Annotated in this window: 18 protein-coding genes; 7 read left to right on the top strand and 11 right to left on the bottom strand. The window is 44.4% G+C overall.

Translation table 11 applies throughout. From position 1 onward, the window contains the following. Position 1 precedes the first annotated feature (1 nt). The 9 genes from FGL37_RS11065 to FGL37_RS11025 form a co-directional block, all read right to left on the bottom strand. Positions 2-412, bottom strand: coding sequence for an ExbD/TolR family protein (locus FGL37_RS11065; RefSeq protein WP_028072140.1), 411 nt, complete (start codon positions 410-412; stop codon positions 2-4). Further along, positions 412-1119 carry a MotA/TolQ/ExbB proton channel family protein gene (locus tag FGL37_RS11060; RefSeq protein ID WP_028072139.1) on the bottom strand — a complete coding sequence of 236 codons (708 nt, stop codon included), beginning with the start codon at positions 1117-1119 and terminating at the stop codon, positions 412-414. The genes FGL37_RS11065 and FGL37_RS11060 overlap by 1 nt, the downstream gene beginning before the upstream one ends. 25 nt (positions 1120-1144) lie before the next feature. Further along, complete coding sequence (locus tag FGL37_RS11055) at positions 1145-2488, bottom strand: HU domain-containing protein (protein WP_028072138.1); 1344 nt, start codon at positions 2486-2488, stop codon at positions 1145-1147. A 40-nt stretch (positions 2489-2528) separates the two neighbouring features. After that, positions 2529-4289: a TonB-dependent receptor gene (locus FGL37_RS11050; protein WP_028072137.1), complete on the bottom strand. Its 1761-nt coding sequence runs from the start codon at positions 4287-4289 to the stop codon at positions 2529-2531. Between the two features lie 6 nt (positions 4290-4295). Beyond that, positions 4296-7334 (bottom strand): tetratricopeptide repeat protein, encoded by a 3039-nt coding sequence (locus FGL37_RS11045; protein WP_028072136.1) that lies wholly within the window; start codon positions 7332-7334, stop codon positions 4296-4298. Between the two features lie 372 nt (positions 7335-7706). Then, on the bottom strand, positions 7707-8645 hold the full coding sequence (locus FGL37_RS11040) for an aspartate carbamoyltransferase catalytic subunit (RefSeq protein WP_028072135.1): 939 nt from the start codon (positions 8643-8645) through the stop codon (positions 7707-7709). Positions 8646-8787: 142 nt separating this feature from the next. Beyond that, the gene (gene pyrR / locus FGL37_RS11035; RefSeq protein WP_028072134.1) at positions 8788-9351 is read right to left on the bottom strand and encodes a bifunctional pyr operon transcriptional regulator/uracil phosphoribosyltransferase PyrR; all 564 of its coding nucleotides are present in this window, start codon (positions 9349-9351) and stop codon (positions 8788-8790) included. 110 nt (positions 9352-9461) lie between these two features. Beyond that, positions 9462-10859, bottom strand: coding sequence for an APC family permease (locus FGL37_RS11030; protein ID WP_028072133.1), 1398 nt, complete (start codon positions 10857-10859; stop codon positions 9462-9464). Between the two features lie 331 nt (positions 10860-11190). Beyond that, the gene (locus FGL37_RS11025) at positions 11191-14202 is read right to left on the bottom strand and encodes a glycosyltransferase family 117 protein (protein ID WP_028072132.1); all 3012 of its coding nucleotides are present in this window, start codon (positions 14200-14202) and stop codon (positions 11191-11193) included. Positions 14203-14907: 705 nt separating this feature from the next. On the opposite strand from FGL37_RS11025, the gene FGL37_RS11010 reads away from it, so the two are divergent. The 3 genes from FGL37_RS11010 (at position 14908) to pth (ending at position 17345) form a co-directional block, all read left to right on the top strand. After that, positions 14908-15864 (top strand): ribose-phosphate pyrophosphokinase, encoded by a 957-nt coding sequence (locus FGL37_RS11010; protein ID WP_028072130.1) that lies wholly within the window; start codon positions 14908-14910, stop codon positions 15862-15864. Positions 15865-15998: 134 nt separating this feature from the next. Further along, positions 15999-16595 carry a 50S ribosomal protein L25/general stress protein Ctc gene (locus FGL37_RS11005; RefSeq protein ID WP_028072129.1) on the top strand — a complete coding sequence of 199 codons (597 nt, stop codon included), beginning with the start codon at positions 15999-16001 and terminating at the stop codon, positions 16593-16595. Between the two features lie 186 nt (positions 16596-16781). Further along, positions 16782-17345 carry an aminoacyl-tRNA hydrolase gene (pth, locus tag FGL37_RS11000; RefSeq protein ID WP_028072128.1) on the top strand — a complete coding sequence of 188 codons (564 nt, stop codon included), beginning with the start codon at positions 16782-16784 and terminating at the stop codon, positions 17343-17345. Positions 17346-17451: 106 nt separating this feature from the next. Here pth and FGL37_RS10995 read toward each other — a convergent pair whose 3' ends face one another. Then, positions 17452-19458, bottom strand: a complete 2007-nt coding sequence (locus FGL37_RS10995; protein ID WP_037534374.1) for a M56 family metallopeptidase — start codon at positions 19456-19458, stop codon at positions 17452-17454. 1 nt (position 19459) lies between these two features. Continuing rightward, entirely contained in the window at positions 19460-19825 is a 366-nt protein-coding gene (locus FGL37_RS10990; RefSeq protein ID WP_028072126.1) for a BlaI/MecI/CopY family transcriptional regulator, read from the bottom strand. A 323-nt stretch (positions 19826-20148) separates the two neighbouring features. Here FGL37_RS10990 and FGL37_RS10985 point away from each other — a divergent pair, with 323 nt between their 5' ends. The 4 genes from FGL37_RS10985 to FGL37_RS10970 all read left to right on the top strand — a co-directional run bounded on the left by FGL37_RS10985 (position 20149) and on the right by FGL37_RS10970 (position 24260). After that, the gene (locus FGL37_RS10985) at positions 20149-21519 is read left to right on the top strand and encodes a hypothetical protein (protein ID WP_028072125.1); all 1371 of its coding nucleotides are present in this window, start codon (positions 20149-20151) and stop codon (positions 21517-21519) included. Positions 21520-21524: 5 nt separating this feature from the next. Then, entirely contained in the window at positions 21525-22532 is a 1008-nt protein-coding gene (locus tag FGL37_RS10980) for an SPFH domain-containing protein (RefSeq protein WP_028072124.1), read from the top strand. Positions 22533-22538: 6 nt separating this feature from the next. After that, a complete protein-coding gene (locus tag FGL37_RS10975; RefSeq protein WP_028072123.1) occupies positions 22539-22784 on the top strand; it encodes a hypothetical protein in 246 nt (81 codons plus the stop codon). A gap of 189 nt (positions 22785-22973) precedes the next feature. Beyond that, the gene (locus tag FGL37_RS10970; protein WP_028072122.1) at positions 22974-24260 is read left to right on the top strand and encodes a citrate synthase; all 1287 of its coding nucleotides are present in this window, start codon (positions 22974-22976) and stop codon (positions 24258-24260) included. Positions 24261-24411: the final 151 nt, after the last annotated feature.

Genomic DNA, 24411 nt, shown 5'->3' with positions numbered 1-24411 from the left:
GTTACTTATCTTTTTTAGGTTCGGTTGCCAATACCACTTTCACTTTCAAACGATTGGCCACATCCATCACAGAAATCACATTCTGAATCGGCACCGTGCTATCGACATAGAGCATGATTGTCAGCTCTTCGCCACCTGCCATCTGCGCCTGTACAGCCGCTTCCAGGCCCTCAATGGGAACAGGCGTTTTGTCAATAAAATAGCCCAGGTCTTTCGTAATGGATACCGTGATCGTCTTTTTTGCAACCGACTGCTCACCGGCACTGGACTTTGGCAACAATAGTTTGACCACCTGAGGGTTTGACACAGCGGAAGCCAGCAGGAAAAACAACATCAGGAAAAACATGATGTCATTTAACGCCGACGTGTGTACCTCCGCAGATGGTTTATTTTTTCTACTTCGTAAATTCATTATCTTCCGGGTTCATCCAATAAATCAATAAATTCTACTGCATCAGTTTCCATACGTAAAATCAAACGCTCGACCATCATATTTAAAATATGATAGCCCAGATATGCCAAGATACCTACGGCAAGACCAGAAGCTGAAGACACCATTTTTACATATAGACCTCCGGATACCGATGCGATATCAATACCGCCTGCCAGCTCTACTTCATGGAAAATTTTAATTACCCCAAAAATGGTACCCACGAAGCCGAGCATCGGAGCGATACCCGCAATAATACCCAAGATGTTGATATTTTTTTCCAATTTGGCAACTTCCAATTTGCCGACGTTCTCGATGGCTCCCTCAATATCTTTGATCGGTCTGCCCACACGCAGCAAGCCCTTTTGCAACATCCGTCCCAATGCTGAATTGCTCGAACGGCAGACAGCCAAGGCAGAGTCCAGGTTGCCCGACAGTACGTTTGCTTTGATCTGGGACATCAGACTGTTATCGTATTTTGCAGCGCGGCGAATAGTCAGATAGCGCTCAAAAAAGATGACTAATCCAATGAAAAACAATAAAAGTATCGGGATCATAATCCATCCCCCCTTGATCATCATATCGATCAAACTCATGTTTTCTGTACTTGCGGCGGCAGGTAATGGTTGTTGCGCAGCTTGATTAAACGTATCCACAGCAGTCCTTGCTGTATCCTGTACTAATGACATAATTATTAATAGTTTTATATAAGTTCTATAATGTTTCTACCCAGGCATCTTTGATTTTCTTCTCGACAGATTTACGGGCGAGGTCAGCCTCCTCCTTGGTCATGTACGCATTCAAGATGACTTTTTTTCTACTCTTTTTTGTTTTTCCTTCCACGGCACGCGCTGTTTTATACCCCATCTCACGGAGTCGCTTGGCTTCTTGTTCAGCTTGGACCATGGTCTTGGCGGAACCAATGACCAGCTGATATTTTGGCTGTGCAAGCGGTATGGATTCTTTAATTACCGGATCTGCCTGAAGTACGGTCGGTTTATCCACTGTTTTGCTGGCCGATACCGTACCAATAGCGGTCTTCGCGGAATCAGCGGCAGTGCTAACCAGGGAGTCGGTTTGTCTTAGGCTATCCGTCACTAGCACCTGCGATGCAGAATCCAGAACGGTCGCATTGCGCTTTTGGCCAATGCTGTCCGCAGTAGCTTTTGCAGGCGTTGGGCCGCCCAATAGTGTGTGTTTTAGTCCCGGATTCGTATAAAGCACCCCGACAACCAGCATGACCAGCACAATGGCAGCAGTGAGCCAATACCAGATCGCATTCGAGTTGCGCGGTTCCTCCTCATATATGTTGGGCGTGTATGCAGCATTTGCGGTTGCAATTGCTCCCTGCTCCTTTCTCAGCTCCCCCGTTGTGTCATTAGCCTGTTGTGCAACACTATCCTCCAGCTCCACGACGGCCGGTTCGGTTGTAGCCGTCTCCACGATTACATCCGCTGGTTCATCAGACTCCGCAACCGCATCGTCATCGGCAGCAGGCGATTGCTCGGCTACCTCCGCGTTGCCTTCAGCCGTTAAGGGCTGCGGATCAATACCGGTGTCTTCCGACTCGGTAGATTCTGGCTCTACATCCCGTTCTCCGCCTTGTGTATCCGTTGAGGCGACATGCTCTTCCTCAAGAGCCGGAATAACCGTCTCAATATCAGGTCCGGCCAGATTCACCACAGGCTGAAAATTGAAACCTGAGAGATCCAGCGGCTTAAACACCAAACTGGTACCATAACTGATCAGAAGTCCCAGATCATCCAGTTTTGCCTGTCCAAACTGCCCCAGCTCGTCACGCAACGCAGCGACAGCTTCATCCACAATCTGCTGTGCCTGTCCCAAGCCCAGGTTTTCCTGCTGTTGGATGTAATGGACCATATTGAAGCCATGCTGTGCAGAGTAGTCGAGCTCCACATACGAGATAGGTGGCAAAAACACATTGTTCTGTTTATCAAACTGCGCAGGCGAATGGATTCTTTTGAACACACCTATTCCCGGCACGTATACTTCCGCATAGCGTCTTAATAAACTATTGATGTTTTTGCCTAGATTCATTGTTCTACAATTTAAAATGCAAATTTATAATCTTAATTCGTTAAAAAGAATAATTAAGACCGCCAATTACATTGAAGCCCAGTCTTGGATAATACATATAACGTTCGTATTCCTTTCCGAAAATGTTATTTGCCTTGACGAAGACACCGAATTGCTTTTTGATCCGGTATTCAGCGCCGGCACTTAAATCAGCAAAAGACGCTATTGTTACCTTATGTCCGCTATCTGTGATACGGCTGCCGTCCGCGGCGTAGTCATACACATACGCGTAGGTATTGCCCTGGCTCGAAAGCTCGGCATCCACAAAAAACTTGTCCGAAATATTGAAACGTGCATTGGCCTGCAACCTAAATTTAGGTAAGCCCCAAGCTTCCTCCTCGTCACTCAGATTATAATCATCAATATACACTTTACCACCTAGATTAACCAGCTGCGAAAGACGTACATTGATCTCCCCTTCCAAGCCCATGTGTTTTGCTTTATTGATCATCCCATCATACACCACATCAAAAGCCCACGGAGCATAACCTATTTTGCCATCAGGGCTTCCAAGAGCTATGTTGCTATTTTTAAACAGGGGCAATCCTTCGATCTGCTTGTAGAAGACTTTCACTTTATATCCAAATGTAGCGCCTGCATTTCCTTTCAGTCCACCATATACATGGAGTTTTTCTATTGAGTTGGCGATCCGCACATTAGGTGCCAGGTATGGGTTCTCCTTCGCAAAATTACGGAAAGAGGCCTGTCTAACATTCCCATTCACGCCGGCGAATAAAGAGATGTATTCTGGCGCCAAAGAAAAATCTGCCTCCACAGATGGAAATACATTGAAACGGGATTCGTCACCAAACTCTGAAGTCAGATTGGCTCCAAGAGTCACGTTATAATTATCACCTTTAAAGCGGATATAGGGATTCAGCAACAAGAGGTTGTTCTTTACGTTGGCGGTATCATTTTCATTGGTCACATTATTCATGTTGACACTCACATTCGCCCCAACATTAAACGCGCTCATCCGCTTATTTAAGTATCCTGATAATGCGATTGAATTCTCCTTTGCTTGATAAGCATCTTTGAACAGGTAACCATCGACCTTTGCCGAATAGCTCATGGCCTGCTCATTTTTCGGATCGGCATTACTGGACAGTTCGCCATTTAAGTAAATATCGGTAAAGGCTTGCTTATCGATAGGATTCAACAGTTTTTCTCCGGCTTGATCAAAGGTCTGACCATAAAAATTGGTACCATAACGGTTGTACCCTATTGTCCCCTTTACCGTAACCGCATCGAGCACACGACGCCCGAAAATACCCACATCCTGTGTACTGAACTTCTGCCCTTCGATATTTCCTTTCTGGCTCAGATGTTTTGCAAATAAGCCGAAACGTGTATTTTCAAATTGCTCGGACGCCAGGTAAGCTTCGCCCAGGATCGAATTGTAGTTACCAATACCAAATTTGACGTAATTACTGCTCTGTTCAAAAGGCTGTGCGAAAGGGATCTCCTGCACATTCAGCTGCTTCAGACCTGTATTAATGTCCAATTTCTTATCCATGATATTACCATACGACAATTTGGGCTGGTACTCCCGCTTGTTGGTCATATCAGGGCTACGACGAATTTTTACCGCATCAGCAAGGATCGGCTTGTAATCGCGAACAACATCAAAAGAATCAATAGTGACCGGTTTTTCAGGATCATTCTTTTTGCCCGTTTCCTGTGCAAAAGAATTCAATCCCACGCCCATCAACAGCGCTGCTAAGGTATATTTCTTCACATTTCTATTTTGCAACTTCTTCATTGTATCCTATTTCTTTTTGTTGTTCAATTTATTTAGACGTTCTTTTGCTGCAGGCAAGATATCGTCTTTCGCCTCGTAGTTATCCACAATTGATTCTAATGTCGCTTTAGCCTGGAACGTATCTCCCTTACCTGCATAGGCATCAGCCATGGTGATAAAGCTTTTCGCTACCCAATATTCATAAGAAGAGAAATTGTCCGACAGGTCCATGGCTGTCTTGATACAAGCGTCATATTGCTTGTTTTCCAGCTGGAGCAGTGCCACATTGTATTTGGCTTCAGCTCCAAATACGGTACGGCTCTTCAAGGCTGCGAGGCTAAATTCTTTCATCGCCTCAGTCTTCTTATTCTGTTTGACATAACATTTACCAGCATACAGGTAGGCATTCGCAATTTCCTCTTCCGAAGATTTCTCGTAGTTTTTCACGGCGTTGGTATAGTTCAACGCTTCTTTATAATCTCCGATCTGATAGTAAGAAACCATCAGGTTATTAATCGCATAGCCATAATTAGCCTTATACTCTGAGGTTAACTCCAGCTTCTTCAGCAATTGCGTCGCCTCATTATATTTCTTTTGTTTCAGATAGAGATTTGATACCGAAATCAGTGTCCGTTCGGTATAAGGCGAAGTCCAGTCATTCAGAATAATATTATAATCGTGCAATGCGTCGTCGATATTGCCTAAGGCAGCATTACTTTCCGCACGCACAAAACGTGCATATTTCTCCTGATTCGGTTTCGGGAATTTATCGAAATAGGCATTGACAGCCTCGACAGCGCCCTGGTAATTGCCGCGGGAGAATAAAGTAGTCGCTGTGGAGAAGGTGCGCGCATCCTGTTCCGATTTTGAAAGATCGCCAAGATTAGTACCTGTCGCATATTTGATGTAGCCGGAGGCATCCCCTTTGTCCAGATAAATATTCTCGATAGACCGCATGGCTTGCTTGGCCTCCTCTGTAGACGCATATTGATCCACAACCCGTTGGAAGGTCGCTAAAGCAGCATCGTTATTGTCCTGATTGTATTGCACCAAACCGATAGTGACCAGCGCACGCGGTACATAGCTGCTCCGCGGATACTTCTCTACCATGCTTTGCAGTCCGGCAATTGCCTGCTCGCTTTCTCCCATTAAGAAACGTGTATACGGGATCTCAAAAGCGATATCGTCCGCATAATTTGAATTCGGGAATTGTGCGATCACTGCATTTAGCGTGGCAATCTTGCCGTTATTGTCGCCCTGCAATCCTTGAATAATTCCCCGCTGAAACAGCGCATAGTCCTGACTCGGTGCTTTGGATGCAATCAGCTTGTTGTACTCTGTGAGTGCTCTGCCATAGTTTTTCGAAGAGAAGTAGGAGTCCCCAAGACGGGCGATTGCATCGTTACGCGTGTTGATCTCCAATCCTTTTGAACCACCGGAAGCCAGGAAGCGCTCGAAATAGTTGGCCGCGGTATTGTAGTTGCCATTTCGGAAAGCAGCATACGCCAGCGCATAGTTTGCGTAGCCGTATACATCTGTTTTGCTGGCTCCCGGCAAACGTAAGAATTTATTGAAATTGGTCACCGCTTCACCATATTTGCGGACTTCGTACATCGCTTCGGCTTTCCAGTACGTGGAGAGCGCATAGATCTCCTCATCATAACGATGTTGTTCAGAGCGCATAAACATGGATATCGCATTTTCAAATGCACGCTCATTGTAGTATTCTAGACCACGGTAGTACGTTACCTTCTGGTAGGCTGCATTAGCTTCTTTTCCACGTTTTGGAATGGATTCCAGGATGTCCACCGCATCGCGGTAGTTTTTCGTGCTCAGCAACACTTCTGCCAGCAAGGTTTTTGCTTCTTCCTGACGGCGTGATTTTGGATAGGTCTTCAAATATTCCTGTGTAGCAGCCAAGGCCACCTGATGAAATTCCAATTCGTAAGAAAGCTTTGCATAATTGAACAAACCTTCTTCCTTCATCGCCGGATCAAAGTCCAATTTGGAAGCTCTAAAGAATGCGTTGCGGGCAGACTGCTTATTTCCTTTTTTCAGGAAGCTGTCACCCAGGGTGATCATCGCCGACTGATAATAGGCATCCGGCTCAGTCATCTTCTCCAGCTCGGCAATCGCTTTGTCGTAATCCTTCAGTTTGTAGGCAATATAACCGATCTGGTAGCTATCCTGATTATTCTGTGTCTTACCTTGGTCCTGCGCCTGGAATTTATCATAGTAGTCTTTAGATGTTTTCAGGTCGCCCTTGATAAAATACGTTGCAGCAATGATACGGAACATCTCCGTTTCATTTTCCTGTTTGGTACGCGATAAAATCGGCAGGGCATAATCCAATACGTCATCATAGCGCTTATCCAAGAAATACAATGCAGTGATGTAGTACGGATAGCTGCTTTCAAACTGTTTTGAACCATTTAAGCGCTCAAATTCGTTTAAAGCAGTTTTATATTCGGCATCTAAATAACACAAGTAAGCGTAGTAATAGATCGAGGCTTCCTGAAACTCGGTTTTCTGATCTTTCAATCCCTCAAACAAAGGCTTGGCCGTTTTGTAATCCTTGGTCATGAAAGAAGCATAGCCCAATTTAAAGCGGTATTCTACATTTTCCTTACCTGCAAGGTTTTTACTGTCGATCTTGGTGAACCATTCGATCGCTTTGCTGTAATCCTTTTTGGCGTAATACGATTTACCGATCTGAAAATAGGCAGCTTTTGAATTTGCACTGACGGGGAAATCTTTGATGTATTTTAAGAAACGGTTTTCGGCATCTGATTCGCCCAATTCAAGCGCACATACCGCTTGATAATACCGTACGTTTTCTTTCAGCAAGGAGAGTTCTTCTGTCTCGTCCAACTGTAAGTTGGATTTGGTCCGCAAGGCTTCCACACGATCGAACTGCGCTGAGGCAGAACTGAATTTTCCGCGCTCATACAATTCCATTCCGGTTTTGTACGCCTTGTTGATTTGTTGCCATTCTGTCTGTTGCGCTAATGCTGGCGTCGCCATAACACTTAATGCAACTCCCACCTGGTAAATCTTCTTATACATAATATGTGAAACCTTAATATGTTGTTTATCTGCAAATGTAAATCAATCCCTCCTCAAACGGCGATAATCTGCATGACGCACACTTCGCCGTCCTTTTCCCTTTCCCGTGTAACCTATACATCGGGGGAAAATATTGAAAATCAATCCAAATCTCCAGCTTGTGCGGAGATAGATTTATTCATGTTACTAAATTATACTTTAATTGAGATGTTTTGCCCAAAAGTTATTAACATCTGTGAATAACCCTGTATTATAACGGAAATTTTGCACAAAAAATATGCCCGACCAAAAATAAAGTCAGGCATCGTCTTGTTGGTCCCTTCATCACCTTATACCTTGGTCACTTCCGTTGATCTCGCATCATTACGGCCTTTAGCCGCGCTGCCCGGCCAATAGATACAATACGGCCATCCGTACTGCCACGCCATTTTCCACCTGATCCAGGATAATGGAGTGTTCGCTATCGGCTACATCAGAGGTGATTTCCACACCACGGTTGATCGGTCCCGGGTGCATGATGGTGATTGGCTTGTTCAGCGAATCCAAAATTTCTTTATTTAATCCGTAAAGCATCGAGTATTCCCGCAGTGAGGGGAAATAAGCGATATCCTGACGTTCCAGCTGAATACGCAGCATATTAGCCACATCACACCAGTTCAGTGCTTTTCTAAGATCATGTTCCACCTTTACACCCAACGAGGTAATATGTTTAGGTATCAGTGTCGTCGGCCCACAGACCATCACTTCAGCCCCCTGTTTTTGCAGGCACAGGATATTGGAGAGTGCGACACGCGAATGTGTGATATCTCCGATAATGGCCACCTTACGTCCGGCGACATCGCCAAAGCGTTCGCGGATGGAGAAGGAATCGAGCAAGGCCTGGGTCGGGTGTTCGTGTGCGCCGTCGCCAGCATTCACGATCTGCGCATTGACATGTTTGCTCAAAAACACGCCCGCTCCTGCGTAAGGATGCCGCATCACGATCATATCGACTTTCATCGCCAGAATGTTGTTTACCGTATCGATCAAGGTTTCCCCTTTGCTCACGGAAGAGGACGAAGCCGCAAAATTGACAATATCAGCCGAAAGTCTTTTTTCTGCAAGCTCAAATGAAAGCCGCGTGCGCGTTGAATTTTCAAAAAACACATTGGCAATCGTAATATCCCGTAGGGAGGGAACTTTTTTGATCGGCCGGTTTAATACTTCTTTAAAATTACTCGCTGTATCCAGGATTAATTGAATATCTTTTTCATTTAGATCTTTAATTCCTAACAAATGGCGAGTACTTAATTGTTCTGCTGCAGCTGACATCTTATAGTGTATTCAAGTATTTACTAATCATTTCAATTGACGAGGCTCCTTGTGTTGATTCCGGAAGTTTTATCGGACTGTGGCGGAGCACTTTGTTGTTGTCTAAAATTGTCTGGATGGTTGGCCATAGACCAGACCGATCTTAGTCATTACCAGACGTTTTCTTCTCGGTGATCAAGGTTATGCTATCCTGATCTTCGGACTCCTTCCAGTTCACAATAACTTTCTGTGAGTCGATAGAATCCACCTGTATACCAATATAATCAGGCTGTATGGGAATCTGTCTGGAAAAGCGACGGTCGACCAGGACAAGCAGTTCTATTCGCCGTGCCCGGCCAAAAGCCTGCACCGCATCCATCGCGGCACGGATTGTGCGTCCGGTCCAGAGTACGTCATCAATAAAAATGACATCTTTACCTTCGACGATAAAATTGATATTTGTGCTATTGGCGAGTATGGGACCGGCATTACCTTTAGTCCGGAAATCATCTCGGTAAAATGTGATATCCAGATCGCCGACCAGAATATCTTTTCCGATCATCTGTTGCAGTTCCTTGACAATACGCCGGGCTAAGAAAGTTCCTCTGGGTTGAATACCTATGACGACGGCATTTGAAAAATCACCATGATTCTCAATCAACTGACGACATAGCCTTTGAATGGTGATCTGAAATTTTGGTCCGTCTAATAAGATCGACTGTTTCATTATGGGAATGTTTGAGCAAAGCTACACTTTTTTCAACAAAAATTTAAGGCTCCCCGCCAATTAATTTCATGAACAGGCTGCTCCCACTCCGTTTTCTTACATCCTCACTGCTACACGCTGCCTCTCCCGTTCATCTTTCCACGCGCGATAAAGTAAACGGGCAGGCCGATCAGGACCAGAATAAAGCCCGGCCAGGTATATTGAGGTTTATAAATGATCAGCAGCACACAGAATATGGTACCGATAAGCAGATAGAGCAGCGGCGTCAGAGGAAATAAAAAAGTCTTGTACGACCGCTCCAGTGTCGGCTTGCGCACCCGCTGTATAATCACGCCGAGTACCGTGATCATGTAAAAGATGACGATCACAAAAGAGATCATATCGAGCAAATTACCATATTGTCCGCTCAGACAGAGCAGGGATGCCCAGATGCCCTGCAGCCACAAGGACCGGGCCGGCACATCAAATTTATTGTTGGGGATTGCCTGTTTAAGAAATAAGCCATCTTTGGCCATGGTCTGAAAGACCCGGGCTCCCGATAGGGCAAGCCCATTGACACAGCCGAATGTGGAGATCATGACCAGCACAGCCATCGCGATGGTCCCCACATGCCCCAGCATCTTTTCAGCTGCGGCAATAGCGACCCGGTCATTGGCGGCGAAAGCAATTTCTTCGCGGCTCAGCGCAGATAGGTAAATAATATTGCAGCAGATATATAAGACCATCACCAGACTGGTACCGATCACGAGTGCACGGACCACATTGCGCTGCGGATTGACAATTTCGCCCGACACAAAGGTCACATTTTCCCAGGCAACGCTACTAAACACCGATCCCACCATAGCTGCTGCCAGCGCCCCCATTAATGTACCTCCCGAAATAGCTGCCCAGCCCTCGCCTTTCAGGTTCTGAAAAGAATCCCAGCCATAGGCCATATTCTCCGAAAAATGATTTTCCCGAATCAAAAATAACCCACCGACGATCAGCAATACCAGGGCGATAATTTTTGCCGAAGTAAAAAAGGACTGTACCGACTTGCCACTTCTAATGCCCCTCGTGTTGATGTAAGTTAACAACAGGATGATACCCATGGCGAGCACCTGAATCCAGGTAATTTTGAACTCCCCGCGCTGAAACAAAGGAGCAGCATCGTTCAGCTGTGGAATCAGGTAGGCCGTAAATTTACCGAAGGCCACCGCTACGGCCGCTATGGTACCGGTCTGAATCACAGTAAACAGGCTCCAGCCATATAAAAATCCAACTGGCTTGCCAAAAACCTCCGTAAGGTAGGTATATTGTCCGCCGGCTTTGGGATACATTGAAGACAATTCACCATAACAGATTGCTGCAGCAACCGTCGCGACGGCAGTCAGCAACCATACGACCGCCAGCCAATATCCGGAGCCCAGCTGCCGCATCATGTCGCTCGACACAATAAAAATCCCACTACCGATCATCGATCCCATGACCAGCATAACAGCGTCCCACAATTTCAGTTGACGTTTCATATATTCAGTTATGTATTCAGTGCCTTCATTGGTATAAACGAACTTGCTACCCTCGGGTAACGACGCTGATCGGCTTCATGCTCCTAAATATAAGCGTTTTATGAGCCCAGACACCTCATCATGCAATCAGGTTGGTTTAATGCCGTTAAGCTAAGAAAAAATATTCAAAAAATTGCTCATATTTTAGAATCAGCAGCAGCTTGGAGAAGCGGTTTTCACTCAGGCAGGTCGAAAAAAAAGCTGTCCTTCCCACAAGCTGTTCAAAAAAGTATTATTTTTTGAACAGCTTGCATGTAAAGACAGCTCTTCCAGCTCAATGGGTGGTTGACAATTACTCTACACCATATTGCTGTTTATACGATTTTTCCAGGTCGGTCACCTGCTGTAGCAGCTGCTTTTCTGAGGTCGAAGCCAGAATGCTCTTGTAAGCACCCAAAGCCCGCAATGCCGTTCCGATATTGGAATATTCGAGTTCAGGTTTGCTCTGTGCAATATCCTGATACCAGCGCATATTTTGAGTAATGAACTTCAGGTTGCGGCTGACAATCTCGTTTGCGCGTTTATTTTCACCCGTTTCATACAATACGTTGATAATCGGAATGTAACCTAAGACATCACGCATCAGATAGACACGTTTCGGCATTTTCTCGTAAGTCTCCACCGCGACCTTACGAGCTTCATCTTTATGTCCTTCCACCATCAGCTGAGTAGCTGTACCGCCCATCACCGTATTGGTGATCATGGTGATCATCCGGTACGACTCGGGATCGAGATAAGAAGCATTTGCCATATTTCCCCACTGGTATTTGGTCGTGATATCTTTGTAGGCAGCCTGCGTATCTACCAATGTACCTTCTGCTCCTGCAGGCGCATTGATCGGCATCAAACGCAGGGCGAATCCCTCCTGCACCAAATATTTGTCCAGACCGAGGTAGTTATCGTTCGGCACGGTTGCTGCGAAATAAATCGGGCGTTTCCAGTTGTTATTCAACAATACATTCAAGATCGACAGCTCCGCTCTCGATACATAATTTCTATTGTATGTCCAGGTCATCGTATCTACGATGGACTCTTCCCATGCTTTTGGAACCACCTTATTTTTGATAACAGCTTCTCTATCGACCGGAAGGCTGAAATTTTTGGTTGGCAGGAAGTTCTCAAACTTACCACCACGCAGTTCCAGCTTGTTCTTTTGGTCATCGGACAACAAGATCTGCATCACCAGATCCAGGTCTACGTGTCCCGGAACCTGCATATCCTGATAGTAAAGAACCTCACGGACGCCTTTTTTGAATTTCTCATCATCAATGTTGATCGGTAGACCGTCCGCCTGGTTCACTTTTTGCTTCATCTGACGCATATACCAGTCGGAGCTCAGCAGGCTGAGATTCACAACGCGTACATCCGGACGATAATTTTCTACTTCCTGCACATACCATAATGGATAGGTATCGTTGTCGCCATAGGTAAACAAAATGGCATTGGGTGCACAGGAAGCCAGGTAATTTTTAGCCAGATCACGTGCCGTTGTTTTCTCCGAGCGGTCATGGTCATCCCAGTTCTGGAATCCCAGCAACACCGGTGCTCCCAGCAAACAGACTGCTGTAGCTAGCCCAGCTGCAACTTTGCCGTCCACCTTCTTGCTCAGGTAATCCGCGATAGCAAATACCCCCAGTCCGATCCAGATGGCAAAAGCGTAGAATGAACCTGCATAGGCGTAGTCACGTTCCCGGGGCTGCAGTGGGCTCTGATTCAGATAGAGCACAATGGCAAGTCCCGTAAAGAAAAACAATAATCCCACAATCCCGGCATCACGTTGCCGCTTGCCGAAGTGCCAGAAGGCGCCGATCAGACCGATGATCAATGGCAGGAAATAGTATTTATTGTTGGAAGGGTCTGTTTTCAACGAATCCGGGATCGCATTCTGACCACCCACATGCATCTGATCCACCGGCTTCAGACCCGAGATCCAGTTGCCTTCAGTAAAGGAGCCCTGCCCCTGCTGATCGTTTTGACGGCCCGCAAAATTCCACAAGAAATAACGTCCGTACATATGTCCGATCTGATAGCTGAAAAAGAATTTCATATTATCCCCGAACGTCGGAGATTGCCCTTCAGGAATTTTCAGGTAATCACGGTAATACCCGTCATGCCCGTCTCTATTGCTATAGATCCGCGGAAAGAACATGGTTTTATCGTATTTATAATCCATACCGTTTTCGACCTTTGTATACTTGTCCTTATCTTTTCTATAAGTGTAAGTCGGTGTAGCATCGACCACCTGCGCGTCAAACGTGGGACCACTTAATAGTGGCTCACTTGTATATTGTTCACGTCCCAAGTAGCTCACAAACGAAAAGGCATTATCTGGATCGCTGTTATTTAATGTAGGATTTGCTTTGGCACGTACCATGATCATGGCAAAAGAACTATAGCCAAATACGATGAAAGCGGTACTGACCAAAATTAGGTTCAGCATCGGTTTGACCTTTTTGATCGAATACCAGATGCCGTAAACAAAAAGCGCCACGACCAGAATCAGGAAGAAATTGAAGCCCGTTCCAAAGCCCAGTCCCAGGCTATTGACAAAGAACAGGTCAAAATAAGCCGCGGCCTTGACAGTATATTGTATGATCCCCCACAAAATCAGGGCAAGCACCACCACACCGATGAAGAATGCCTTGGTGGCCCCTGAGGAAGTCACTGTTTTTGTACGTTTGAAGTAGATGACCAGGGCAATTGCCGGAATGACCAGGAGGTTCAATAAATGCACCCCGATAGAAAGGCCCATCACATAGGCTATGAAAATCAGCCAGCGGTCAGCGCCGGGCTCATCCGCGTGGTTCTCCCACTTCAGGATACCCCAAAATACCACAGCAGTACAAAGAGAAGACATGGCGTACACCTCTGACTCGACTGCAGAAAACCAGAACGTATCTGTGAAGGCATAAGCCAGCGCGCCTACGGCTCCAGAGCCAAATATTTTGATCAGATCTGTTGCTGTAAACGATTCATCAGCACCTTTTACGATGATCTTCCTGGCCAGCGCAGTGATGGTCCAAAACAGAAACAAGATCGTCAGACCGCTACATACAGCAGATCCCACATTCATCCAGAAAGCGATCCGTGTCACATCACCACCCGCAAGGTTTGAGAAGATGTTCTGGATCATCAAGAATAAGGGAGCTCCCGGCTGATGCACAATTTGAAGTTTGAAGGCTGAAGCGATAAACTCACCACAGTCCCACCAGCTCGTCGATCGTTCGGCTGTCATGATATACGCTACCGTTGCAATGAGCGCACATATCCATCCTAAAAGATTGTTGATTTTAGTATAGTTCATAAAATGATAACTGTAAAAGTATATATATAATACGGCTCGAAAATAAGGATTAGTTGATAAGAAATGAACTTTATTCTGATTTTTTAACACATCTTGCCCGAAAAAATGTCGGCAGCCGGAATATCTTTGGGATAAAAACAAAAATTATTTCTTTGAAAATCAAGCCCAATACATATTCAAGCACATTTTTATTTGCAGAAATAAGAATTGTCCGTATATTTGCAACATCAAATCCGGAACGCTTGTGGATAAGACAAGCAGGATGAGTGTCCGATAGTATAAGGGTAGTACAAGTGATTTTGGTTCATTTAGTCTTGGTTCGAATCCAGGTCGGACAACAACAGCAGAAAGGCTTGCAAATGCAAGCCTTTCTGCGTTATATGCAAGGCTTATTGTTTATAAAAGGGTTAGATTTTTTTAAATTCCAATTTTGATTTTTAAAACAAATCTCTATCTTTGCGTCGTCAAAAAGAAAAAGACGGAAACGTTGACTTTTATTAGCGACATTGTCCGATAGTATAAGGGTAGTACAAGTGATTTTGGTTCATTTAGTCTTGGTTCGAATCCAGGTCGGACAACTTTTAAAGTTAACAGTATATGGATTGTGAAAACAATCCATTTTTTTTAATGTTTAGCTTTAAAAAATAAGGGAATAAAATATTGAATAAGCGACAATACAATAACCCAACATAAATATACAAAACCATGCCTTTGCAATTCAACACGGTTAAACTATTTGCAGGTTCTGGCACCACAGAACTAGCCGAAAAAATCGCACAATCTTACGGGAAGCCTCTTGGAGACAAAACATTATCACGTTTTAGTGACGGTGAGATTCAGCCATTCTACAACGAATCGGTTCGTGGAAGCGATGTATTCATCATCCAGTCGACCAATCAGCCCACTGACAATCTTCTCGAATTATTGTTGATGACTGATGCGGCCAAAAGAGCTTCAGCGCATTACATCACGGCCGTAGTTCCTTACTTCGGTTTCGCAAGACAGGACCGAAAAGACAAACCGAGAGTTGCCATCGGCGCAAAAATGATCGCCAATCTGCTGACAGCAGCTGGAATCCACCGTATCATGACGATGGACCTACATGCAGCGCAGATCCAAGGTTTTTTCGATATTCCTGTTGATCACCTTGATGGATCCATCATCTTTGTCCCTTACATCAAATCCTTAAAGCTTCCCAATTTAACAATTGCATCGCCGGACATGGGCGGATCCTATAGAGCACGTACCTTTGCCAAATTTTTCAATGCAGAAGTTGTTATCTGTGACAAACGCCGTAAGCGTGCCAATGAAATCGAATCGATGTCCATCATTGGTGATGTCACTGACCAGGATGTGGTCCTGATCGACGATATCTGTGACACAGCAGGCACGCTTTCAAAGGCAGCGGCCCTGATCATGGAAAACGGAGCACGCTCTGTACGGGCAGTTTGTACGCACGCCGTGTTATCGGGCAAAGCCTACGAGACTATCGAAAACTCGGCCCTGTCCGAAATGATTGTAACAGATACGATTCAGCTGGATCCTGTGAAAGCCAAACAGTCAACAAAAATTAAAGTATTATCTACCGCTGACCTGTTTGCAAAAGCAATCAAAAGCGTAAATCAGCATACATCGATCTCCGATCTGTTCGAAGTCGAGTAAAACACGGGGCCTGGCAAGGAGTATACAATTTTTAATTTTTGCTTTTTAAATTTATATACTATCTTTGCACCTCAAATTTATAGAAATTTAACGGATGGAATAGTTCATCCACCATTTAAAAACAATTTTAAAAAATGAAATCAATTGCTATTAGCGGTTCTGTAAGACAGAACGTAGGGAAAAGAGATGCAAAAGAATTGCGTTACCAAGGTTTAGTACCGGCAGTGCTTTACGGAGGTAAAGAACAAACCGCTCTTTCTGTATCCGCAGCTGATTTGAAAGCAGTTCTTTATACGGCTGATGTTATCTTCATTGACTTAAACATCGACGGACAGACAAAAAGAGCTATCGTTCAAGACGCACAATTCCACCCATTGACTGACCAGGTTACTCACGTTGACTTTTTGGAATTATTTGATGACAAAGAAGTATCATTAAATATTCCTATCAAATTGACAGGAACTTCTCCAGGCGTTAAAATGGGGGGTAAACTAGTTCAAAAATTGCGTAAATTGCGCGTAAAAGCATTACCTGCAAACTTGCCACAAGAAATCGAGGTACCAATGGAATCCTTAGAAGTTGGTAAATCATACCGTGTGGCTCAGGTTCAGCTGGAAAATGCAAAAGTATTAAACAACGCTGATGATACTATCGTATCCGTAATCATGTCACGTGCATTGCGTCAAGCTGAACAAGAAGCAGCTAAAGCAGCTAAAGGTGGTAAAAAATAATCTGGACAAGATTTTCAAATACTACAGAAAGCACCGAAATTCGGTGCTTTTTTGTTTATTTAAATTTCTATTTTTATACCTTGGATTACTCTTTTCGGGACAATATGCAGCAGACCGTAGCCCGGAGCCGTGAACACCACCGGCTTAGGAATACGTTAAACAATAAGGATAAAATAATTAAACTATATGAACTTCCTCATCGTCGGATTGGGCAACATTGGCAGTGAATATGCCGATACGAGACATAACATCGGTTTTATGGTAGCCGATGAGCTTGTCAGACAAGCTGGCGCCAGTTTCTCGTTATTAAAACTGGCGTATTACAGTGAATTTAAACAAAGGGGACACAACGTCACGGTTATTAAGCCGACCACCTATATGAATTTAAGCGGCAAAGCGGTCAATTATTATATGCAGCAGTGCAAAGTTCCCATTCAGCATGTGCTGGTCGTCGTGGACGACCTGGCCATTCCATTTGGTTCATTACGGATGAAGCCCAAGGGCAGCAGTGCGGGCCACAACGGTCTTAAATCCATCGAGCAACTGTGTGGTGGCCAGGTGTATCCACGGCTGCGCTTTGGTATCGGCGATAATTACCCCAAAGGCAGACAGGTGGATTATGTGCTGGGACCTTTTGACAAAGAAGAGCAGGCAGAATTACCAGCATTAATTGATCATGCGGTAAAAATGATCCAGAGTTTTGTCAACATCGGGATTGAGCTGACCATGACCAATCTAAATACAAAGTAAGAGAGGGATAAGCCTCTCTTACTTGTATCTAGATTGGCTACTACCTTTTATCGCCCTTGACGCCGGCAGCAGGTCTTATTGCTGTGTCGAGTTCGGTTTTGACCGTTTACTTTGTCTTCCCATCCAAAGTTTCAGCAGCTTCTTCTGCTTTTTTTATCCCGGCAGCTTTTTTCTTCGTGGTGACCATAATAACACCCTTATCGCCAGCTGCACCAAATCGCGCTGTCGCAGCCCCGTCTTTAAGCACCTCCACCGACTGGATATCCGAAGGTTTGAGATCATCTAATTTCACGGACTCCACCTTGCCATCGACCACGATCAATGGCTTCCCTATTGCAGATTGCCTGCCAAGCCATACGGTCTTGCCTTCCTTTCCCGGCGAGACGAACACGCCTTTGGCTGTTTTCGCAGCAAATGGAGCTGCAGCACCAGTGTTCATCGCGGTCCCGGGTCTTCCCTCCACTGTCACTGTACCACCTTTATCTCCTTCGTCATTTTTTTTATAGCCGATTACTTTCACCACATCTTCCGCGGTCTTACCTTCAGTATGCAATCGGCTATCGCTTTTACCGGCTTTATCCGGATGTTGTCTGGCCCATTTCTTTGTCGTTACTTCGATGACGCCATTTTTGCCGTCCCGACCATATTTTACCTGTGCGGTAGCATCCTTAATAACATGTATATGTTCAATATCGTTGGGAGACAGCTCTTTTATTTCCTCCGGACTTGCTTTCACACCATCGATGACATATAGAACGTTAGTAGGTATGCCTACGGTTTTCACCTTTGTCGTACGCGTAGAATCGCTCTGAAGGAAAAGGCCCGAAACCTTACCATGCACGCTGCCGGCAGCAGCACTTTTGCCGGTCTTCGTTGTAATCAAGACGACTCCCTTTTCACCTTTCTCGCCATATATGGCAGTTGCCGATTTATCTTTCAGAACCGATATGGATTCAATTGTATTCGGGTCCAGCGCATTCAACTTTTCTCTGTCGATCACCACATTATCCAGCATCAGCAAGGGATCATGACCAGCCAAACCAACTAACTTTAATCCGCTCGCTTTATCGTTATTTTCTCCAGCAACATGACGAACGGCATCATTCTTCACCGTATCTGCGGCCGGCTCCTTTTTTTGTAGCGTTCCAGTGTGAGCGGGCAACCTGTCAGGCAAAGAATCCAATGGATTCACCTGGGGCAGCGCAATCAGTGGGGTTTCATTCGCCTGCCTGACTACCCCTTCGATGCTATGCTCCGCCCTGCTGACCGTGAATGCGGCTCCTGCAAGCAGAAACAACGGGAGTAGAAAGCCATACTTGCTCAACTCTATTTTGGACGACCTTTTTTTATTCATCATCATAATGCGACGTTTTAATAGTTTAAAATTAAATTGATTGCTCAATCCTATTGAAGTGCCCTTTTTGGACACATTCAATAGGCTATATTGGTACGTTTGGCGGTCAATTCCTTTATCGAGCACCCGTTGATCAGTCAGGAACTCCAAATTTTGGCGAATGGCCCTGCGCAGCAGCCAGACGAAAGGATTGTACCAACAACACACCAATATCATTTCAAACAATAAAATATCCACACTGTGAAGGCCTTTCACATGAATATCCTCATGCTTAAAAATATCGTGCAGCTCCGCGTCCAGATGCTGCTGCTTGTTGACATAGATTTTATTCAGGAAGGAAAAGGGAACGATAGGAATCAATACGTTCCGGAAAAAATAAGTCCGCCATTGGTCTGCTGTAGAATGCATATGAATCCGCAGTAAGCTCATGAGCTGCAATAGAAATTTCAACAGCAGTATAACTGCGCCTACCATAAAAACGATTTCTATGAGCCCGGCCAGCGTCAATCTGTCCTGTACCTCCGGCTTTGTGATATAGAATGAAATCTGCTCACCGACCACGCCCATATCCAGCCCGCGCTGCAGCAAAAGAGACCTAAGATCCAAAAAGGGATACACGAAAGCAAATATGCCCCCGATCAAAAAATAGGCTCTATTCAAGGTATAGAACGTCAACCTCTTCAGGAGTCCAGTATAACCGATGTAGATCATCGCAAGCAAAAGATTGACTTGTAGGATGTAGGTCAGTAAGCTTTCCATTCTATTTGGATTTAGTGTCTTTGATCATATCCATTATCTCCTTGAGCTCATCCGCGGTCAACTTTTCTTCCTTTACAAAAAAAGAAACCATCTCCTTATACGAGTTTTTAAAATAATCGCCCACAAAGGAATTCATGAACTTTGCTTTGTAATCCTGTTCGCTGACAATAGGCTCATAACGCTTGGCATTCGCATACCTTACCGCTTTCACAAAGTCCTTGCGCTCTAAATTCTTGACGGTAGAAGCCAATGTGGTATAAGGCATCTTCTCGCCTTTGATGTTGTCCAGTATCTCTTTGATAAAACCTCCGTTGAGCGCCCATATGGATTGCATTGCCTGCTCTTCCTGTGCTGTTAATTTTTCCATTGTGTATCTTCCAATTACTAATCTTTCACTAATCTACGAATAATTCGTAAATATCAAAACTATTTTTCTTTTTTTTCATTGATGATCAAAATCGTATCGCGTCTCTACGCTGTGGAAAAAACAACCTGCTCATTTCATGCGTATTTAAACTCACGGGCCACGAATATGAGTTGGCTGGCCGAAAATTTGTAATACGTTTATTTTTATTCTAACTTTCAGCGACAGAAATCATAGTCAGTCATCAGAATGAAGGGATTACTGCAGTTATTCCATATAATAAAGAATCTGAGATCAGGCTGAATCGATAAATACAAGTAAAGTAAATGGCCAAGAACATCAAAGCGATCAAATGCCCCCACTGTGGCAGTATTAAAGTCACCACGCTGCGCCCGGATTACTATAAATGTAACAGCTGTGGCACAGAATTCTTTCTGGATAGCGACGACATCAATATCAACCACAACTATAACTATCCACGTCCTCATCCGGACCAGTCCAAAGCCCTCCGCATCATTGTGCTCGCTGTCGTCGGGTTTGTTGCGCTGCTGTTTTTTATCAATGTGCTCAGCGGTATATTCAGCAAAAAATCCGAACCAGCGTACTCGGCTTACAGCCCTTCGAACCAAAAGAAAGAGCCGGAAAAAACGGATCCGCTGGAATGGAACTACGCGAGCAACACCTTATTTTTGGATAAGAACAACGTACCGCACGTGGTACTGGTAGGCAATGTAGGGACCTTCCGCACAATGCACGACGAAGGTAGAGACAATAAGGTATATATAGGACTGTTTGATCCCAAGACCGGCAAAAAAGAATGGGTAAAAGCCTTGATGGAAAGTCCGGTCAAATTGTCAAGCAGCGATGTGCAACTACGGGTCTTTGAAGACCAGAATCTGTATATTATTGTTAAATCCAAATATATTTATCAGCTGGATCGATCGACCCTGACCTATAAGAGTGTGCTGGAGGACTATGTCAAGGCAGCGCCAGCCCTGAGTACTGGCATTGCCAAAGTAGAGTTTAAATATGCGGATTACGGCTCGGCTTATCAGATCGTCAATAATGAGGGACAAAATCTGGCGTATTATCCACTGATCAACAAAGCCATACCTGATAAGCAGCTTTACGACGAGCGACGGAAAAAACTTCCAAATGCTACAACAAAAACCGGCTTTACGTTTTCAAGTAAATCCAGCTATTATCCGGAGGAGAAAATACAGCTGATTCAATACAGGTATCAGTATCAATATGGATTTCCAAAAGACAGCCCACGCTTTTCCTGGGATAAAGACTTTGGTGGATCGGGCATATTCACGGACCGTGATCCCTACAAAAAGGTACTGATCAATCCCTGGCAATTTAAGGGTGCCCGTCTGCTCAGCTTTAACGACCTGACGCCGGGACGGCTTTACTTCCAGCCGAAGGTCGTTACTTACAATGAAAAAACACTGCTGATCGCCTACAAACCGACACCGGCGGAAGATGATCCTTTTCAGCTCCAGCTGTTGGATGCCGCTACAGGCCGCATACAGCAGACCATACCGACCGAACTTAAGTATATTGATGACGAGGGCAGCCTGCTTAAAGACGGCTTTATTGTCAAAGGCTCCAGCGACTACTATTATTTTGACCAAAGCGGCAAACAAATCAATAAATTCGAAGGGTACAATCCCAAATTCGACGCAATAAATTAAATATTATGGGACTATTCAATCTTTTTAACAACCAGCTATCTGAGGTCATTGAGTGGAAAAATCAGGACCCGCGATTATTATGGTATAAATTTCCATCCGAAAGAAATGAGATCAAAAACTCCAGCAAGCTGATTCTCGCTCCCGGGCAAGGCTGTATTCTGGTCTACGAAGGAAAGAGTGAAGACCTGCTCACCGAGCCGGGAACATACAACTTAGAAACGGACAATCATCCGTTTTTTACAACGCTGGCGAGGCTCAGGCAAAACTTTGAGTCGGAGCACAAACTATATATATATTTTTTCCGTACAGCAGCGATCGTCAACCAGTCCTGGGGAACAGGAAACCCGATAAAATATATCGATCCTCAGTACAACCTTCCTGTAGAACTGGGGCTTAACGGTACTTTTTCCTACCTCATCACAGATCCTGTACATTTCTACACGAATATTGTCGCCAATCAATATACAGTCGACACCGCGGCCATTCAGGAGATTATCAACAACCGCATTCCGCAGCAGATCATCAGCAGCATCGGACAGAAAAAACTGGGGTATAATGAAATTGACAGCCAACTCTCAAGTCTGTCTGCCGACATAAAAACCGCGATCGAACACGAATTCAAAGACCTTGGTCTGCACATCACGGACTTCAAGATCCTAGGTACTCAGTTTGACACTAACACCCAGCGCCGCATTGGTGAAATTGCTGACCTGAGCACCCAAAATCAGGCGGCTTCACAGGCGGGCCTCAGCTATGTGGAGCTCGAAAAATTGCGTGCACTTCGGGATGCAGCCAAAAATGAAGGCGGGCTGGCAGGAGTAGGTGCCCAACTGGGGGTGGGCATGGAATTGGGCAAGCAGTTCAACCTGGAAAAAGACCAGATCAAAGACAGCATCCAACAAGAAGGAGACTTTGTCGAAAAACTGCAAAAACTACAGTTGCTGCTACGCGAAAATATCATCACTCAGGAGGAGTTTGATACCCTCAAAAAACAGATCTTAAATAAAATATAATATCATATGAAATACATCTTCGGTATATTATTCACTCTGGTTATCCTATTTGTCGCCACATATTTTCTGCTGGGCTTATGGGGAATCCGCTTGCTGGACGCTGAGAATTTCAGCAAAATCCTCTGGACAACAGGTATTCTTACCTTAACGTCCATTATCTTGGTCTGCTTTGTCGTTATCCCCTTCTTTGGATCAGGCAAAAATGGCCGATATGAGGACAAAGGAAAGGTCGCCCAACGAAAAACTGACTGATATTTAGCATAATAAGTTAATGTTAAATTTGAATAAATTCTTTGCTGATATGAGTAAATATTTAGTCGATATTATCCAAAATGACGGAATCATGTCATTTTAATTCGAAAAGAACTTTCGATTTTAAATCTCAAATAGTTAAATTTGTGAGATTAGCATAACAAATCAGATATAAGATAATATATAAACATGTCAGATAAAGCATCTATAAATTTAGACGGCACTTCTTATGACCTTCCAGTCATTGTCGGTACTGAAAATGAAAAAGCAGTTGATATTTCCAAATTAAGAGATCAAAGCGGATTTATTACCTTAGACCCGGGATACAAAAATACGGGCGCCACTAAAAGTGCGATTACCTTCCTAGACGGCGAAAAAGGAATATTGAGATATAGAGGTTATCCTATCGAGCAATTAGCAGAAAAATCCACTTTCTTAGAAGTAGCTTATCTATTGATCTATGGAGAGCTTCCGAAAAAAGAGGTGCTCGAAAAATTCAGAGCTGACATCAAAAAACAAATGATGATCCACGAAGACATGAAAAATTTCTTCGCCGGATTCCCATCTAAATCCCACCCTATGGGACAGCTGTCCTGCCTGGTCGGTGCACTATCTGCATTTTATCCTGAATCTTTAAATCCTAATTTAACAGACGAAGAAGAAGATCAGACGATCATCAATTTACTGGCTAAGATGCCGACTATCGTATCATGGATCCAAAAGAAATCTTTGGGCCATCCAGTTGTATACCCTAAAAACAACTTAGGTTACATCGACAACTTCCTAAACATGCTATTCGGCGAAGTGAACGATGAAAAAACATTCGATCCAGTCGTTATCGATGCCATGCACAAACTACTTATTCTGCATGCTGACCATGAGCAGAACTGTTCGACATCCACTGTACGTATCGTAGGCTCTTCAAATGCCAACCTTTATGCTTCTGTTGCTTCCGGTATCAATGCCTTATGGGGTCCATTGCACGGTGGTGCAAACCAGGCAGTGATCGAAATGCTTGAAGCAATCAAAAATGACGGTGGCGACGCTGAAAAGTACCTGGCGAAAGCCAAAGATAAAAACGATCCTTTCCGTCTGATGGGATTTGGACATCGTGTGTACAAAAACTTTGATCCACGTGCCAAGATCATCAAAAAAGCATGTGACGATATTCTGGAAAAACTAGGTGTTCAGGATCCTGTATTGGATATCGCTAAAAAACTAGAAGAAGCGGCATTGAACGATCAGTATTTCATCGACAGAAAATTATATCCAAACGTTGATTTCTATTCGGGTATCATCTATCGTGCATTAGGGTTCAAAGCGGATATGTTCACTGTATTATTTGCGTTAGGCCGTCTTCCGGGATGGATCGCGCAATGGAAAGAGATGCGTGAGAACAAAGAGCCGATCGGTCGTCCTAGACAAGTATACGTTGGCCATACAGAACGTGACTACGTTGAATTTGCAAATCGCTAATCCGATTTCGATTTATATCCATAAAAAAGCATCTCCCGGGATGCTTTTTTTATGGATATGTCACAATAATCTACTTGTTAAGTATATTTTAATTTTTCCTTATCTAAATTCCCTGTTTTTCGTTAAGTTTGCGTATTCATTGGACGCTTAT

The sequence above is a fragment of the Sphingobacterium thalpophilum genome (genome assembly GCF_901482695.1).
Taxonomy (GTDB): domain Bacteria; phylum Bacteroidota; class Bacteroidia; order Sphingobacteriales; family Sphingobacteriaceae; genus Sphingobacterium; species Sphingobacterium thalpophilum.
This window is presented reverse-complemented; position numbering and strand designations above follow the sequence as displayed.